The organism is Blautia sp. AF19-10LB (genome assembly GCF_003461245.1).
Classification (GTDB): domain Bacteria; phylum Bacillota; class Clostridia; order Lachnospirales; family Lachnospiraceae; genus Blautia_A; species Blautia_A intestinihominis.
In genome coordinates, this window is the sequence record NZ_QTWS01000014.1 from 56848 (window position 1) to 73350 (window position 16503).

General features: G+C 48.2%; 11 protein-coding genes. 2 read left to right on the forward strand and 9 right to left on the reverse strand.

Annotated elements, in window-relative coordinates; translation table 11 throughout:
• Nucleotides 1–81: 81 nt before the first annotated feature.
• The 7 genes from DWX28_RS09505 to DWX28_RS09535 all read right to left on the reverse strand — a co-directional run bounded on the left by DWX28_RS09505 (nt 82) and on the right by DWX28_RS09535 (nt 7109).
• A complete protein-coding gene (locus DWX28_RS09505; protein ID WP_118252548.1) occupies nt 82–3924 on the reverse strand; it encodes an FtsX-like permease family protein in 3843 nt (1280 codons plus the stop codon).
• A complete protein-coding gene (locus tag DWX28_RS09510; RefSeq protein WP_118252549.1) occupies nt 3918–4631 on the reverse strand; it encodes an ABC transporter ATP-binding protein in 714 nt (237 codons plus the stop codon). The genes DWX28_RS09505 and DWX28_RS09510 overlap by 7 nt, the downstream gene beginning before the upstream one ends.
• A gap of 101 nt (nt 4632–4732) precedes the next feature.
• Nucleotides 4733–4933: a small, acid-soluble spore protein, alpha/beta type gene (locus tag DWX28_RS09515; RefSeq protein ID WP_022214165.1), complete on the reverse strand. Its 201-nt coding sequence runs from the start codon at nt 4931–4933 to the stop codon at nt 4733–4735.
• Nucleotides 4934–5002: 69 nt separating this feature from the next.
• Nucleotides 5003–5188 (reverse strand): PspC domain-containing protein, encoded by a 186-nt coding sequence (locus DWX28_RS09520; protein ID WP_022214166.1) that lies wholly within the window; start codon nt 5186–5188, stop codon nt 5003–5005.
• A 27-nt stretch (nt 5189–5215) separates the two neighbouring features.
• On the reverse strand, nt 5216–6085 hold the full coding sequence (locus DWX28_RS09525) for a DUF4097 family beta strand repeat-containing protein (protein WP_118252550.1): 870 nt from the start codon (nt 6083–6085) through the stop codon (nt 5216–5218).
• Complete coding sequence (locus DWX28_RS09530) at nt 6082–6789, reverse strand: DUF1700 domain-containing protein (RefSeq protein WP_022214168.1); 708 nt, start codon at nt 6787–6789, stop codon at nt 6082–6084. Before DWX28_RS09530 ends, DWX28_RS09525 begins: the two co-directional genes overlap by 4 nt.
• The gene (locus DWX28_RS09535) at nt 6786–7109 is read right to left on the reverse strand and encodes a PadR family transcriptional regulator (protein WP_118252551.1); all 324 of its coding nucleotides are present in this window, start codon (nt 7107–7109) and stop codon (nt 6786–6788) included. The genes DWX28_RS09530 and DWX28_RS09535 overlap by 4 nt, the downstream gene beginning before the upstream one ends.
• 177 nt (nt 7110–7286) lie before the next feature.
• On the opposite strand from DWX28_RS09535, the gene DWX28_RS09540 reads away from it, so the two are divergent.
• A complete protein-coding gene (locus DWX28_RS09540) occupies nt 7287–8696 on the forward strand; it encodes an RsmF rRNA methyltransferase first C-terminal domain-containing protein (RefSeq protein ID WP_118252552.1) in 1410 nt (469 codons plus the stop codon).
• 187 nt (nt 8697–8883) lie between these two features.
• On the opposite strand, the gene addA is transcribed toward DWX28_RS09540, so the two are convergent.
• On the reverse strand, nt 8884–12591 hold the full coding sequence (gene addA, locus DWX28_RS09545) for a helicase-exonuclease AddAB subunit AddA (protein ID WP_118252553.1): 3708 nt from the start codon (nt 12589–12591) through the stop codon (nt 8884–8886).
• Nucleotide 12592: 1 nt separating this feature from the next.
• Nucleotides 12593–15919, reverse strand: coding sequence for a helicase-exonuclease AddAB subunit AddB (addB, locus tag DWX28_RS09550; RefSeq protein ID WP_118252554.1), 3327 nt, complete (start codon nt 15917–15919; stop codon nt 12593–12595).
• 132 nt (nt 15920–16051) lie between these two features.
• On the opposite strand from addB, the gene DWX28_RS09555 reads away from it, so the two are divergent.
• Nucleotides 16052–16489 carry a hypothetical protein gene (locus tag DWX28_RS09555; protein WP_022214173.1) on the forward strand — a complete coding sequence of 146 codons (438 nt, stop codon included), beginning with the start codon at nt 16052–16054 and terminating at the stop codon, nt 16487–16489.
• Nucleotides 16490–16503: the final 14 nt, after the last annotated feature.

Below are 16503 nucleotides of genomic sequence, written 5' to 3' on the forward strand. Positions count from 1 at the left end.
AACTCTGAAACTACTATAATTGCATTTTTCGACCTTGTCAAGAAGGATTGATGAAAAATCACATATATTCCAGAATTTTTATTATTCGACAGATTTCAGTGATTCTACCATGTCGATCTTCTTGAGTTTTCTGTGCATAAAGATGTTTACGATGATCGAGAAAATACAGGTGATCACCGCACAGTATACGAAGCTTATCGGCCGGATGTTCCTTCCGAACATGACTGCGTCAACCTCTACGGTCACGATGATATAGCGGTGCAGAAGGATTCCAAAAACAGCACCGAAAAGAATTCCTGCTATAGTCAGGATGATATTTTCCCTCAACACATACTGTGAAACTTCCCCGTCAAAAAATCCCAGCACTTTGAGTGTCGCCAGCTCTCTCTGGCGTTCCGTGATGTTGATATTATTCAGATTATAAAGTACAACAAACGCCAGCATTCCGGCCGATACGATCAGCACAATGATGACGATCCCCAGTGTACTGAGCATACGGTTTACCATATCCATGGTACTGGCCGTATAGCTGATACTCAAGACTGCCGGAGATTCCATGATCTTCTGTCCGATCGACTCTGTCTGATCCTTGTATTCATCTCTGACAGCAAAAACAATATCTGCATAATCCGGATCTTCACCAAAGGTTTCCTTATAAACATTCGGCGTCATATAAACATAATGTCCGGCATAATTCTCTGTGATGACAGCGATTTTCACCTGATATTCCCTGTCGTCTTTTTTGACTGTCAGTTCGTCTCCCACTTTGAGGTCCAGAAGACCGGCTGTTTTTTCACTGACTGCCGCACCTGCGTCTGTCAGCTCATATTCTTCCTTTGTTTTGCGGTTTCTGAGCGTAACATCCTTTTTAAAGTTATCCAGATTTTCCGGAACATAAACATATACGCTTAAATTTGACTTGCCATTTGGTGCTGTGAGTTTGGAAAGCTGGATCTTCGTGTAGTGCTCCAGTTTTTCATTCTTATCCAGTTCCTCTGTGAGTGCTTTCTTTTCCTGCTCCGTCGCATCGTCATCGGAGATAATCGTGCCGTCATAATGCTGGATATTTGCATACTGGAGATTAACGACATCCGAAACAGAATCCTGGATTCCATAACCTACCAGCATCAGTGCCATACTTCCCGCGATGCCGAAGATCGTCATAAACAGTCGTTTCTTGTAGCGGAAAAGATTTCGAAGCGATGATTTCCATGTAAAGTTCAGATGTTTCCACAAAAACGGAATCCGCTCCAGAAGGATCCGCTTGCCCTCCTTCGGTGCCGGCGGGCGCATCAGGGATGCCGGGGTCTCTACCAGTGCCTGACGACAGGAAAGGATCGTTGCCCCTACGGTACATACAAGTGCCGCAACAGAAGCTGTCAGTGCATATTTCCACTCATAATGGATCTGCAGGCTGTTGGAAACATTGTGATACATCATCCCATATGCCTTAATGATTATATATGGAAGAATTTTTTCGCCGATGAGGATCCCTGTCACGCTTCCTCCTGCTGTTGCAAGAAATGCGTAACTTAAATACTTGGAAGCAATATCGAGTTTCTTATAGCCAAGCGCCTTCATCGTTCCGATCTGTGTTCGCTGTTCTTCGACCATTCGTGTCATGGTCGTAAGGCTGATGAGTGCTGCAACCAGGAAAAAGATCACAGGGAATACCTGACCGATATTTTTGATACGGTCTGCATTGTCTCCGTAATCGGAATATTCCGGAAGGTCATTGCGGTCTGTGATGATCCATTCCGGTTCTTTGAGGTCGTTCAGTTCTTCTTTCGCATCGCTGATCTTCTGCTCACCGTCGCGGATCTCATCTTCCGCTTCTTTCCTGCCATCCTCGTATTCTTTCTTTCCGTCCTTTAATTCTTTCTCGGCATCGGCAAGTTTCTGTTCGGAATCTTTAAGTTTCTGTTCGTTTTCTGCGATTTCTTTCTCGCCGTCTGCAAGCTTCTTCTCATTGACCGCGATCTCTGCCTCTCCAGAAGAAAGCTTCGCTTCATTAGCCTCGATCTCCGCCTGGCCACTCTGCAATTTCTCGCGGTTTGCATCGATCTCTACCTGTCCACTCTGAAGCTGTGCGAGACTTGCATCAAGTTTCTCCTTACTCTCTGTTAAAGTCTGCTCATTAGCTGCAAGTTCTTTTTCCCCGGAAGAAAGTTTGGCCTCCTGGCTGTCAAGCTGTGCCCGATTCTGATCGATTGTCTTCTGACCGGCATTCAGATTTTGCATAGTCGCTACCAGCTCTGTTTTCTTTGCCTGCGCCTGACTGAGTCCTCCCTGGGCTGCGCTTAAGTTATTCTGAAGTTCTGCTTTCTGATTTACAGCCTGCTGACAGGCATCCAATGCCGACTGAGCCTGACTGAAAGTTCCGTTCGCTGTTTCCAGCTGTCCCTGTGCCTCGCCAAGAGCCTGTTCATATCCTGCCAGTTCTTCCTCAGAAAGTTCTCCTGCCTCAACCTGCTGCTTTGCCGCATCATAAGCTGCCTGTGCGCTGTTTACAGCTTCCTGTGCTGCCTGCACTGCACCACTTGTCTGATCGTATGCCTGCTGTGCCGCGGCAAGCTGATCTTCTACACCGGAGAGCTGCTCCAGTCCTGCCTGGATCTGTGCGATCTGGCTTTCCAGCTGTGTGATCTGTGCATCCACCGCTGTCTGACCATCCTTTACCTGCGCGATTCCTGCCGTCAGCTCCTTCTGTTTCTGTTCAAGCTTGGTACGTCCGGCTGCGATCTGTTTCTTTCCGGATTCTATCTGCTGTTTTGCTTTGTCGAATTTCGCTTTGCCTGCATCATACTTTTTCTTTCCTGCATTATACTGCGCCCATCCGTCATCCAGCTTTGCCTGTGCCGCAGATAACTGGGACTGACCATCAGAAAGCTGGGCTTTCGCCGAAGCAAGCTGTTCCCGTCCGTCGGCGAGCTGCGTTTTGGCATCTGCGAGCTGCTTCCTGCCGTCGGTAATTTCTTTCTTTGCATCTTCGAGCTGTTTCTTGCCATCCTCGTACTGTTTTCTGCCATCGGCAAGTTCTTTCTCTCCGTCATCGAGTTTTTTCTTTGCATCAGCAAGCTTCTCGTCGGCCTCTTTTTTGCCATCGGCAAGTTCCTGCTCTGCATCAGAGATCTTGTCCTGTGCCTCGGAAACGATCTCGTCGTAACGGATCTGGCAGCGTTCCTCCTGGATCTCCTCAACTTTATCCTGAAGTTTCTCGATCAGGTTATCGTAGGCATCTGTATAGCTGAGCACCTGATCGGTTCCATGTGCCCGGATATAGATCTGTGTAAAGATCTCCTGGTCAAAATCCTCCGGCATCACATAGGCAAATCCATTCACCTCACCGGAACCGACTGTCGTATTTCCTCTGTTGAACGAAATGTACAGCGGGCTTTTGCCAAGTCCGACTACCGTATAGGTTTCTGTCAACAGAAGCTTACTGTCCCCGTCCTGGCGCATATTGATCGTGCTGCCGATCTCATATCCCTGATTCGCGGCAAACGTCGAGTCCAGAAAGCACTCGCCGCTTTTTTCCGGAAGACGGCCTTCTGTTACGGTAAGCTGATTGACCTTCTGATTCATAGATTCGATATGAAGAACTTTCTGTTTCTCATTCTCTCCACAAATGGCATCCGTCGAATATGCACCTTCCGCACTCTCCACACCATCGATCGACTGGATCGCTTTTACATCATCTTCGGTAAGCCCCAGAGTTGCCATGACCTTGAGATCCATGAGGCTGGCTTCGATATAATAAGCATCTCCCGAAAGACGCATATCCGGCGACGCTGCCTGAATACCGGAAAAGAAAGCAACACCCAGTGCCACGATACAGAAGATGGAAATAAAACGTGCCCTGCTCTTTCGGATCTCCTGCCAGAAATCTTTGTGTAATGCTTTTTTTCTGCGTTTTCCTACCATTCGATCTCCTCCACCGGTGTCGGATGGTCATTCAGTTCCATCGAAGAAACGGTTCCATTTTTGATATGGATCACACGGTCTGCCATAGGTGTCAGCGCAGAATTATGCGTGATGACGATCACCGTCATCCCCTTCTCCCTGCACATGTCCTGAAGCAGCTTGAGGATTGCCTTACCGGTCTGGTAATCAAGTGCACCTGTCGGCTCATCACAAAGGAGAAGCTTCGGATTCTTTGCAAGGGCTCTCGCTATGGAAACACGCTGCTGTTCGCCACCGGAAAGCTGTGCGGGGAAATTCCCCATTCGATCCTTAAGGCCGACTTCTCTGAGGACCTGTGCCGCATCCAGAGGATTCTTGCAGATCTGCATGGCAAGTTCTACATTTTCCAGTGCTGTCAGGTTCGGAACCAGATTATAAAACTGGAATACAAAACCGATGTCATCACGGCGATATGCCGTAAGCTGTCTGCCGCTATAATCTGTGATATTTCTGCCATCTACCAGAACCTTTCCCTTCGATGCAGTATCCATGCCGCCGAGAATATTCAGAACAGTCGTCTTGCCGGCCCCACTCGGTCCTACAATGACTACAAATTCACCTTTGGAAATCTCAAAACTGATCTCATCGACTGCACGGATTTCGACTTCACCCATCTTGTATATTTTGGAAACTTTATCTAATTTTACATATGCTTCTGGATTATTCATCAGCCTCTCCCTGTCGTTATACCGTTGTAGTTACCCTTAAGTATAACACAAAAAAGCACTGCCCGGAACAGCTTCCAGACAATGCCTTTTGTGAAATTTTTCTAAAGTGTGGAATCCTTTTCTTTCCTGCGGCCGGTCATCAGGCCTCCGATCCTTCCGGTTTCTTTGGCCGAGAGGCTTTTCCAGCCGCTCTCGAGGACCTTGTCAAGAATTCCCATTTCTTCTGCGATCTCATACTTGATCTTTTCTTCTTCGGGAAGTTCGCCCCGCAGATATGCCTCCACTTCTTTCTCCTTGTTCATGTCCTTTCACTCCTTTGTTGCTTTTCTTTTGGAGTATGGACAGTTTGAAGAAAATTTATTCACTCAGGATCAGCCTTTCGGAATAACGATGGCTGCAATGATGTACGCCCAGATTCCCGCGCCGCCGAAGCAGGTGAGGATGACCCATGCAAGACGCACCAGTGTCGGATCAATGTCAAAATATTCAGCGATGCCTCCGCATACACCGCACAGCATATAATTTGCGGAAGATTTGTAAAGTCGTTTGTTATTCATAAAATCTGCCTTCTTTCTCAAAAAAACTTATTTACTAAAACTAACTGTAATATTACCAACGCCGCAGTTCAATTCCATATCTCCTTTGGCATTTGGATTCGTGATATTTTTGTCGTGGCCGATGCCGCTGTACGAACTGTCACCGATGTCCACATTTCCTGCCGCACAGGAAATCTCATAATTATAGTCGGCTTCTTTGCCAAGAATGTCAAGGTCAACATTTCCGATACCGCAGTCAACTTCCAGATCGTGTATATCCAGTTCTGATATTTCTACATTTCCGGTGCCGACTTCAACCGAGATATCGTTGGCTACGCTGATCTTCCCTGTATTTGTAAACTCGCCTGCTCCTACAGACACATCCAGGTCATCTGTTCTGAAATCATCACACATCGTAACAGTACCTGCTGCAACCTCTATGGAAGTGTCCTTAAACCTCAGGTTCTTCGGATAACTCACAGTTATCTCACGTTCCTGTGTCCTGCCAAGTGACTCGATGACCAGGCTGTCATCGTCTGTACCAATCCTTACTTTGTCTTTCTTCGAACCGGACACTTCTACGCGGATCTTGTCTCCGTCACAGCTCTGAAGCTTAAGTGCATCTCCACTCAGGGAAAAATCCAGATCCGATACCGGGTCAATCTCAAAGATTTCTTTGTCATCCTCTGTCGTGACCGGCTTAAGCTGTGTGATCTCATCCCAGTCTTCGTCCCAGGAATCATGGCTCTCCTGTAAGGCAGAATTCGCAATTTTCCTGATATTTCCATTCAGTCCATATTTCGTAAGATTGATGCCTGTGATCGTCGCTCCCATGGCAACGCCTCCTATGCTGAGTCCCAGTCCGACAACGGCAAGGGCTAATGCAAGTTTAAGAATCCGTTTGGAAAATTTTCTCATAATCCCGCCTCCTTCTTCTTACTTCCTCTGTTTACAAGCCGGCTGCAGAAATCTATAAATTTCCGCAGGATCGCCGGAAGTACTTTCGTTGCTGCCCAGACCAGAAATACAAGTCCGACCAGTGCAAGTGCAAGGATCAGAAGTCCGACCCCGATCCCAAGGATTCCAAATCCGATGCTGGCGGAAAAGCATGCCCCGATCCCTGCTCCAATGACTGCGATCCCTGCTGCAAAAAGCCCTACGACCGCTGCCCCGATCCCAAATACGATCAGAAACGGAAGAAGTGCCAGTGCAACGATAAATCCGAGGACTCCTCCGACTGCACCCTTGATCAGCGGTGAGATAAATACCAGCAGGATCAATACCAGGATCACTCCTGCATTACTGCCCTTACGCTCTGCGTGGTATCCACGCTCCGCACGGCTGCCTCTCTGCTCCGGCATCTGCATATCCTCCTTTACACGGTCATCCTGAAAGCCATTCTCCGTGTATTCCCCGTAATTCTGTGAGCTTTCCCTGAGGTCTGCCTTGATGATAGCAGCTACCTTGCCCGGACTTCCAAGCTCCCTGATCACATTTGCCTCCTGATCCTCTCCGGCGTCGTCGAAGTAACTCTCGTAATAATCAAGAGCCTCCTGCCTTTCCTCCTCAGAGATGTCAGAAAGCAGCTTCTCCAGTTGTTCCATAAACTGCGCTCTGTTCATAACTCTATGCCTCCCTCAAACAGTTTCGTAATCTTGGTTGAATAGTTCTTCCATTCAACTCTGTAAAGATTAAGCTGTGCCATTCCTTTCTCTGTGATCTTGTAGTATCTGCGATTCCTGCCTGCATATGCCATGTCATAGGTCTCCAGGCATTCATCCTTCTGTAATCTCCGAAGGACCGGATACAGCGTGGACTCAGATACCTCCAGCACACTCCGCACATCCTGGGTGATCTTGTAACCGTAGGTTCCCTCCTCTTCCTTGGAAACTACCGCCAGCACGATCGCATCCAGGAGTGCTGCACCTGTATTAAATACCATGCTCTCACTTCCTGTTCATATATTCTATAATATTATTATTTTGTATAATATTATTTCGTTAGTAATACTATATATCATATAATATAGTTTTGTCAATAGTATTTTCTATTTTCCATGCCTGATTTATACTTTTACAATAAACTATGTTTTATAACTTACACAGAACAGGAGAACTTCATGTCAGAACAGAATATCACAGAACTTCTTCATCCGGCCTTTCTCGCCCGCATGAAAGAAATGCTCGGAGAAGAATATGATTCTTTTATAAAAAGCTACGAAGTACCCAGAACTTACGGGCTTCGTGTCAACACCGCCAAGATCAGCTGCGAAGAATTTGAAAAACTTGTTCCGTTCCCGGTGACACCGATCCCGTGGATCCCGAACGGTTATTTTTATCCGGAAGATGTCCGTCCTTCCTACTGCCCGTTTTATCAGGCGGGGCTCTATTATCTCCAGGAGCCAAGCGCGATGACACCCACTTCCTGCCTCCCTGTCACTCCCGGCGAGAATGTACTGGACCTTTGTGCTGCGCCGGGCGGCAAAACGACAGAACTGGGGGCGCGTCTGAACGGAGAGGGACTGCTGGTCGCAAATGACATCAGTGCTTCCCGTACCCGTGCCCTTCTTCGAAACGTGGAGCTTTTTGGCTTCACGAATGCATTTGTTGCCAATGAGACTCCGGCACGTCTCAGAGACCGCTTCCCGGAATTTTTCCACAAGATCCTGCTGGATGCACCATGTTCCGGCGAAGGAATGTTCCGTAAGGAAGAAGCACTTGCCAGAGACTGGACTCCTGAGAAATCACAGGAACTTGCCACGATCCAGCGAGAACTGATCCTTCAGGCAGCCGATATGCTCCGTCCGGGCGGACAGCTGCTTTATTCTACCTGTACCTTTGCGCCGGATGAGGATGAGGGCGTTGTTTCCTGGCTTCTTGAAAACCGGCCGGATATGGAACTGATTGAACTTCCTTCTTATGAAGGATTCACGCCGGGCGTTCCGGAATGGGGCAACGGTAATCCGCGCCTTACGCGCTGTGTCCATCTCTTCCCGCACACCATGCAGGGCGAGGGACATTTCATGGCATTATTCCGCAAAGAGGGCAGAACGGATCTGATCGGTACCATGTCCTCTGCAAAATCGAACGCCGACACTCGCAAATGGCTGGAACTTTTCCTTAAAGAGATCGGGCTCAAAACCCTCGGTGGAAAACCATTCGACTGGAACCGTGTGGAAACACGTAAAGATAAAGTCTACTATCTCCCGCCTCTCACCGGAGATTTCCGCGGACTGACCTTCCTTCGAAACGGCCTTTACCTGGGCGATCTCAAGAAAAACCGTTTCGAGCCGTCAGAACCTTTTGCACTGGCTCTGCATAAGGATGACGCCGAGGCAGTTATCTCCCTTCCGGTATCGGACGAGCGCCTGACCCGCTATCTCAAGGGCGAAACACTGAATATCGAACCAGAAGAAGCAGCTCACACCAAAGGCTGGCATCTTCTCTGCGCGGACGGCTATCCCATCGGATTCGGCAAGCTGGTCGGGGCGACACTCAAAAACAAATATCCCGCAGGATGGAGAGTCTGATACTCTCCTTCCCACGGGATATTTTTCTGTTGTCTCTTATATTGTTACTGTTCACTCCGTTCACAGTAACTTGGTCAAACTCCATTCCAAATCACCTTCGGTGATGGGATTTTGCCCTGTATGTCTCGGGAGTTTGCCATATTCATGGCAAAACACCTCGCGGGATACTACCCTGTGAATAGTAACCTTATATTTCTATTGCTTTCTGCAGGGCAAATGAATAAATATATTTCTGCTTTACTTTCTTATGAAGCATTCGTTCCAGTGCCAGTGCATAATCTTCAAGCTGTGTTCGGTAGCGTTCGATCAGTTTCGATTCTTCTCCCTGACCGATCCTGTCTGTCTTGTAATCCACCAGAACGATCTCTTCTCCTTCTATAAAATACGCATCAATGATTCCCTGTACAAGAACCGTCTCATCTCCGTTCCAGGAATCATCCAGATTTTTCATATCCACTTTCATGACAAATGGCTGCTCGCGGTGGAGTTTCTTGTCCAGTGCCGCCCTTTGCATCCGCATTCCCAGTTCTGAACCTGAAAAAGCCAGAATATCCTTTCTTCGGATACTTTCGCCTTCTTCCGGCGACATCTTGTGGTTTTCGACAAGTGTCTGTATCTGTCTGTCTATCTCCTGGTAGGTTTTTACCTGCGTATAATCAAGGCATTCCATCACACAATGGTAAGCGGTTCCCCGCGCAGCCCCTCGCGTTACTTCTTTCTCACCGGAAATAAACGCCGGGACGATCTCCTCGATCTCCGGTTCCGGATAAAGTGCAGATTCTATCTCCTCTTCGTCTGCATACTTGCGTTTCTTAAGTTCCGAAACGCCAACCTTGACCGGAAGCTCTTCAAGATATGCATACGGATACGCAAAGCCAAACTTCGCCTCCAGCGTCTGACGGATCGTTTCGTCATAAACTCTCTGGCTGTCCCATTCTCTGAAAAATGCTTCTCTCATCTGTGCATCCGTCTGTCCCAGGATCTCACCCTGCACCAGTTCCCCAAGCGTTACCCTGTGGATCAGAAAATCTGCATTTTCTTTCTCACAGATCTTCGCTTGTTTTCCAAAGATACCGTACTCTGCCAGAAGTTCTTTCACAGCCGGATGGCGCACCAGTGCCGGAAGGATATAGGACCAGTAACTTTTTGCCTCAGAGCGCACGCCCAGTGGAAGTAAGGTCTCTTCACTGTCCATATAACGGGACACAGAACGCAGGGCTGCTTCTATATTCCCCATAGAGCCTGTGATGATGAGTTTTTCCTTCGCTCTTGTCAGCGCAACGTACAAAACTCGAAGTTCCTCTCCAAGACTTTCTCGTTTCAGTGCCCTTCGGATGATCTGTTTCTGCATTGCCGATACGATCAGTCGTCTTTCCGGGAAGATCGCATCCACGCCGAAACCAAGTTCCGGATGGATCAGGAACCTGGCATTGATGTCCTGAAAATTGAACTGCTTGCCCATTCCTGCTGCAAACACGACCGGAAATTCCAGTCCCTTGCTTTTGTGGATCGTCATGATCTGCACCGCGCCACTTCCCGCATCTGCCAGATTGACCTCGCCGAAATCCACCTCGTATTTCTGAAGTTTCTCAATATAGCGGATAAAGTTAAACAGTCCACGGTAACTTGTCTTCTCATAATCCATCGCTTTTTCGACCAGCATATGGAGGTTTGCGCCTCTCTGTGCACCGCCCGGGATCGCCTTCGCATAAGTGCCGTAACCTGTCTCTTTGAGGATGTACATGATAAGCTCATGGATCGGTGTATACGTCGCCATATCCCGGATCATGTGAAGCTGTTCCAGAAAAGTGCGGAGTTTTTTTCTGAGCCTGATCTTCTCTTCCTCTTCTTCCTGGCTTCCCTCATTTTTCTCCGCATAAGCGCAGATGCTGTCGTAGATCATCCCTTCCGGACATTCACTTCGAATCATTGCAAGCTCCTGTGCATCACATCCGACGATCGGGGAATGCAGAACACCTGTCAGCGGGATATCCTGAAGCGGATTGTCGCAGACTCGCAGATAATTCAGAAGCGTCACCACTTCCTGCGCGGAAAAATATCCCGTTCTGGATGCCGAATAGACAGGGATCCCTCTGGAGCTCAAAACCTGGCTGAACGTCTCTGACCATCCCGTCGCACTTCGCAGAAGGATCACGATATCGCCATATCCGATCTCGCGGTATTCTCCCGTTTCTTTGTCCAGTATCCTGTCGTTTCCGACCATCTTCTGGATTCGCTGTGCGATCGCCAGTGCTTCCAGCTCCTGTGCATTCTTCTGTCCCTGTTCGTCTTCCAGTTCCTCGCCGTCTTTTTCTACGATAAGGACCTCTGTCCGGGTGAATTCCGGGTCTGCTCCCTCCGGGAAAGATGCTCCCGGATACAGTGCATTGTCATCATCGTAAGTGATCCCTCCCAGATCCTCACCCATGATCTGGCGGAAAATATAATTCACCGAAGTAAGTACCTCTGCCCGGCTTCGGAAGTTTTTGTGCAAGTCGATCCTCTGCTCCTCGCTGTCTTCCAGAGAATAGCTGTGGTATTTTTCCATAAAAAGCTCCGGCCTCGCCAGGCGGAAGCGATAGATGCTCTGCTTGACATCTCCTACCATAAAGATATTTTTGCGCTTCTCCACCCATCCGGACACCATCGTTGTGATAAGTTCCTGCACAAAGTTACTGTCCTGATATTCGTCCACCATGACTTCTTCATACTTCTCGGACAATTCTCTCGCCGCCTGTGTCGGGATCAGTTCTCCATCCACTTTCTCCACAAGGATCCTCAGGGCAAAATGTTCCATATCCGTAAAATCCAGAAGATTCTTTTCTCTCTTCTTGCTGGAAAAAGCCTCCTTAAACTGCAATGTCAGTTCCACCAGACCTTCCAATGGTTCGCGTGCGCAGGCGATCAGCTCCAGAAGGATTTCCTCTTTCTGATTAAAAAACTTCGTCGAAAGATCTTTGCAGATTTCTTTTTCCTCATCGCGGAGTTCTTTTGCCTGCTCTTTTTTGACAGGGTCTATGGAACTGTCCCTCTTGGCAGAAAGTTTCGCGAATGTATGTCCGGACAGGATATCCGCAACCTTATCATAATCTTTGGTTTCCCTGCATCGACGTACTTCCCGCCAGAAATTCAGGTCATCAACAAGTGCTTCGTCATAAAAATAAGGGCCGTCCGGCTCATTGCAGATTTTTCTTGCACTCTCTGTCAGTGCCTCTGCCTGATCCAGTTTTTCATCCAGCGTTTCCCAGAGGAGCTGTATCCAGCTTGTTTCACGGAGTTCTTCGATTGTCTGCACGCGGTAGACTTCCATGCATTCTTCCAGCCATTCTTCCGGGTACGGATGGCTCATTGCCGCCTGGTAGAGTTTGTATACCATATCACGGATCTCATCATCGGATTTCCCCGATGCATAACATTCTACCAGACTCAGGAACTTCGGATCAGCCTTTTCGTATGCTTCTTCGAGAAGGTCTTTCATGACATCTTCCTGCAGAAGTTTCAGCTCCCCCTCCTCCGCTGTCCGATATCCCGGATCAAGTTCCACCATGTGAAAATAGTTCCGGATGATATAAGAACAGAAACCATCGATCGTTGTGATCTGTGCGTTATGGATCAGTGCTGCCTGTCTCTGGAGATGTTCATTATCCGGGTTTTCGTACAGTGCCTGATCGATCGCATTGGAGATTCGCTCCTTCATCTCGCCCGCTGCTGCCCTGGTAAACGTCATGATCAGAAGCCGGTCAATATCCACCGGTCTGTCGGGGTCCATGATCTTACTCAGGATCCTCTGAACCAGCACGGCTGTCTTACCGGAACCCGCTGCTGCACTGACCAGAATATTGCGGTCCCGCAGGGTGATGACTTTGCTCTGTTCTTCGGTCCATTTCATTCCCATATCACTCTGCCTCCTGTTCAAAATTCTTCCAGACTTCTTCATCGGCAAACTGTTTCAGTCTCCGGAATTCATATCCCGGGATCTTGCGGTCAAAGCCGCAGCTTCCCTGATATGCACAGTACGTACAGGCATTTTTGTTTCCCATCTCATACGGGGAAGCATCTGCTTTTCCTGTGAGGATCGCATCCTGCACTTCAGTGATCTTTTTCTTTACATAGTCATTCAGAAGACGGAACCGCTCCGGGCTTGCGACAGACGAGCCTTTGCGCAGCGCACCCTTTGACGTGTATGCCAGCGGAAGGGATGCATACGAAACGTCCAGTTTCTGGATCACCTCCGGGTCAGAAGATACCAGCCCGTTCATCTTGAGTTTCTTCATGATCTCAGGATCAAGTTCATCCAGATCCTCCTGAAGCGTTTTCTGGATCATCGGATCCTTGACATTGTAATAAAAAATCCCCGCCGGTTCTACTTCACAGTCCGGATATTTCCGCTGCTCTGCCTGCACCGCCGCATCCATATAAACGACAAGCTGCAGCTGAAGCCCGTGATAGATACTCACCAGGTCAAAAGAAGTATTGCCCGTCTTATAATCAATGATCTTGACGTAAACTTTGTTGTCTTCTTTGAGGACGTCCAGACGGTCGATCCTGCCGCCGCCAATGGAAACTTCAAATCCCTCCGGATGGAACTCGCCATTCTTAAGCTGTTCCTGCAAAGCCCAGACTGTTCTTCTAAGGATTCTTCTTGTACGCTCGACCATGTAATGATTTCTGGCACTGCTCTTAAGAATCGTGTTTCCATAATCTGCCGCCACCTTGTCCAGGCATTCGTCTGCGATCTCATCACGGACTTTGTCGTCCAGGTCACTCCAGTCCAGTCTCTTCCTTCTCAGTTCGACAGCAAAATTTTCCAATGCCTGATGGATGACATTTCCCATATCCATCGCCTTGAATTCATATTCCACACGCTCTGTCACAGCCAGACCATATTTCAGGAAATGTGCAAACGCACACGCAGAAAAACGTTCCAGTCTTGTTGCTCCATGCGGAGACACTTCTCCGTACAAAGCTTTCGCAACACTCGCACTGACCTTGTCCTCCGGCTTTCGTAAAAATGCGGCATCGGTCAGTTTTTCTGCCAGTTCCCTGTACTTTGGACTTCTCAGATACCAGCTGTACAGTTCCTCAAAAACAGGATCCAGCTCATCTGTATTTTCCTCTGAAAGCCCCTCAAGCAGATATTCCAGGGAAGTTCCCGGTGTCTCCAGAAGTTCCATCTGGCTCTCCGGCTGATCTGCACGTGTTTCTTTGAGTTTCGGAAACAGCCTTTTGATCGTATGGATCAGGAACGCAGGGCTGCATGCCTCTCCCCTTCCATTTGACTGACTGTAGGAAAGGCTTAAGAGTTCCTTCGGCTTGGTCAGATTCAGGTAAAGATAAAACCTCTGCATGTTCATCAGTTCTTTGGGACCCGGGGCAAGTTCCATTCCCTGATCCTTAAAGAAAGCCCTGTCCATCTCTGTCAGGATCCCGCCGGACTGCGTGTTCTTTGGGATATTTCCCTCATTTACGCCGACAAAAAACAGTGCACACACGTCTTTGAGCCTGGTACGCTCCATATCACCGATCAGCACCTGATCCATACTCGGCGGGATCAGCGCAACTTTCGCCTGTGTCATTCCCGTTTCCAGGATCTGCTGAAACTCCTCCGGCGAAACCACCTCGTCCCCAAGGATCTCTGCCATCTTATCCAGAAGTTCCATCATGATACCAAAGATCTGCACGTATTCCTTTTCCATTGCCTTGTTTCCGATCTCATGGAAATAGAGCTCCTGAACTTTCAGTTTCTGCTGGATCTGGCTCTGTACAATAAATTCATACAGATAACGACAGTATTCTTCCACTGTTTTCTTTTTTCCGGAAAAGCCATCTGCCAGGATTCCTGTCTCTCCGACAAAACGCTCCCGGATCTCGTTGATCTCCTGGATCTGGTTCGGATCCATACCTCTGTAGATGCGGACCCATTTCTCTCTCCATCTGCGGATCCCTCTGATTCCAAGCGCGATCACATAATTTTCCAGTTTATCCGCTTCACTTCTGGAGATATCAGACATCCCACAGCGGAGATAACGGAATACACTCTCATAACTGAATCCCTGAACGACCATCTCAAGTGCCGCGCGGAGATATTCCACAAACGGATTCATAAGGATCGAATGTTTTTCATCAATAAAATATGGAATCCCGGCATCTTCAAAAACCTGTGCGGCTACGCTTCCATATTCCTCAAGATTTCCTGTGATGACCGCAATCTGTCCGTAACGATGATCCTTTTCTCTGACCAGCCGCAGGATCCGTCGGGCAGTTTCCTCCATTTCTTTCTCCGGATCTCTCGCCGAAAAGATCTGTATCTCCTGCTGCTCCCGCTCATAGACAGCCCTGTGGTAACGGAACAGATGCTGTTCCAGAAAATCAAGTGCCGGGGCATCCGCAAACCGGGACTTTCTGCCCGGCGCGACCCAGACAGGCTCTTCGATATCCTTCGTAAGTTCCGCAAGAGAGCGGATCATCTTATGGCTCATATAAAAAAGCTCGTGCGGTTTTCCCATCGCAAGAAACTGTTCTCTGACATCCATCGTCACCGTCACGGAAACTCTCTCACAGACAGCCAGAAGTTCCCGCAGGACTTCAAGCTGTACCGGTGTAAATCCTGTGTATCCATCCAGAAGAAGGACACTTCCCTTAAGTTTCTCAGAAAACTGGATCTCTTTTGCCAGAACCTCAAGAACTTCCTCCGCTGTCATAAAATGTCTGGAAAGATACTCGCGGAACGCCTGATACAGAACTTTCACATCCTGGAGTTTCATCTGGAGAAGCGTCTTATCCTCGCTCTCACGGATCATCTCATCCAGTTCCTCTTCTTTGATCTCGTACTGCATGAACTCCGAAATAAGAGACTTCACCTCATCCAGATAGCCTGGTTTCTTCATCTGATTTCTGAGATAGACCAGATCCTTCTGGTTCATCTGTACCAGTTTCTGGAGCACCATGTTTTTGCCTGTTTCTTCCATGATCCGTCTCGTATCACCGCCAACTTCCTCAAAAACGCGGTACGCAAGACGCTCAAAACTTAAGATATCAATATTGAGGATTCCCCCATCCGGATGCATTTCCACCAGAGTTTTCTGTGTCTGCATCGTAAACTGCTCCGGGACGATCACATAATAAAGTCTGTCGGGATTTGCTGACGCTTCCCGGATAATATTTTCATATGCGGTGCCGGATTTGCCTGCACCGGAATTTCCTATAATAAACTGCAGGGACATATCTTACCCCTTTCAACATTTTTTCTGAATAGCACCTCGCGGGATATTTCTGACATAAATCAGGACAGAGCCTAATAGGATATAAGGAAAGTATACCGGGGAACCGTAACCGCGAATCAGGAGGCGCAGACTATGAGCTCCAAAACAAAAATCATCGTTCTACATATGAAAGAGGTGATCTACACCTGTATTTTCCTTCTTCTCCTTGTGATCCTGGGTGTACTGGTCTTTTTTATGTTCGGTCCCGGAAAAGCACAGAATACCGCTCCAAAGACCGATTCCAGATATACCCCCGGCATTTACCGCACGTCTGTCCAGCTCAACAATAATTCCTTTGACCTGGAAGTGACCGTCGATGCCGACAGTATCCGTTCCATCCATCTGGCAAACTTAAGCGAGAGCACTGCCGCTATGTTTCCTCTCGTAGAGCCGGTCCTGGACTCTCTTGCAAGCCAGATCTATTCTACACAGTCTCTGGAAAATCTCGATTACGCCAGCGACCAGAAATATACAGCCCAGATGCTTATTCAGGCCATTGAAGAAACTGTCCAGAAAGCAGCTTCTTCCTGAAAACAGTTATCCCC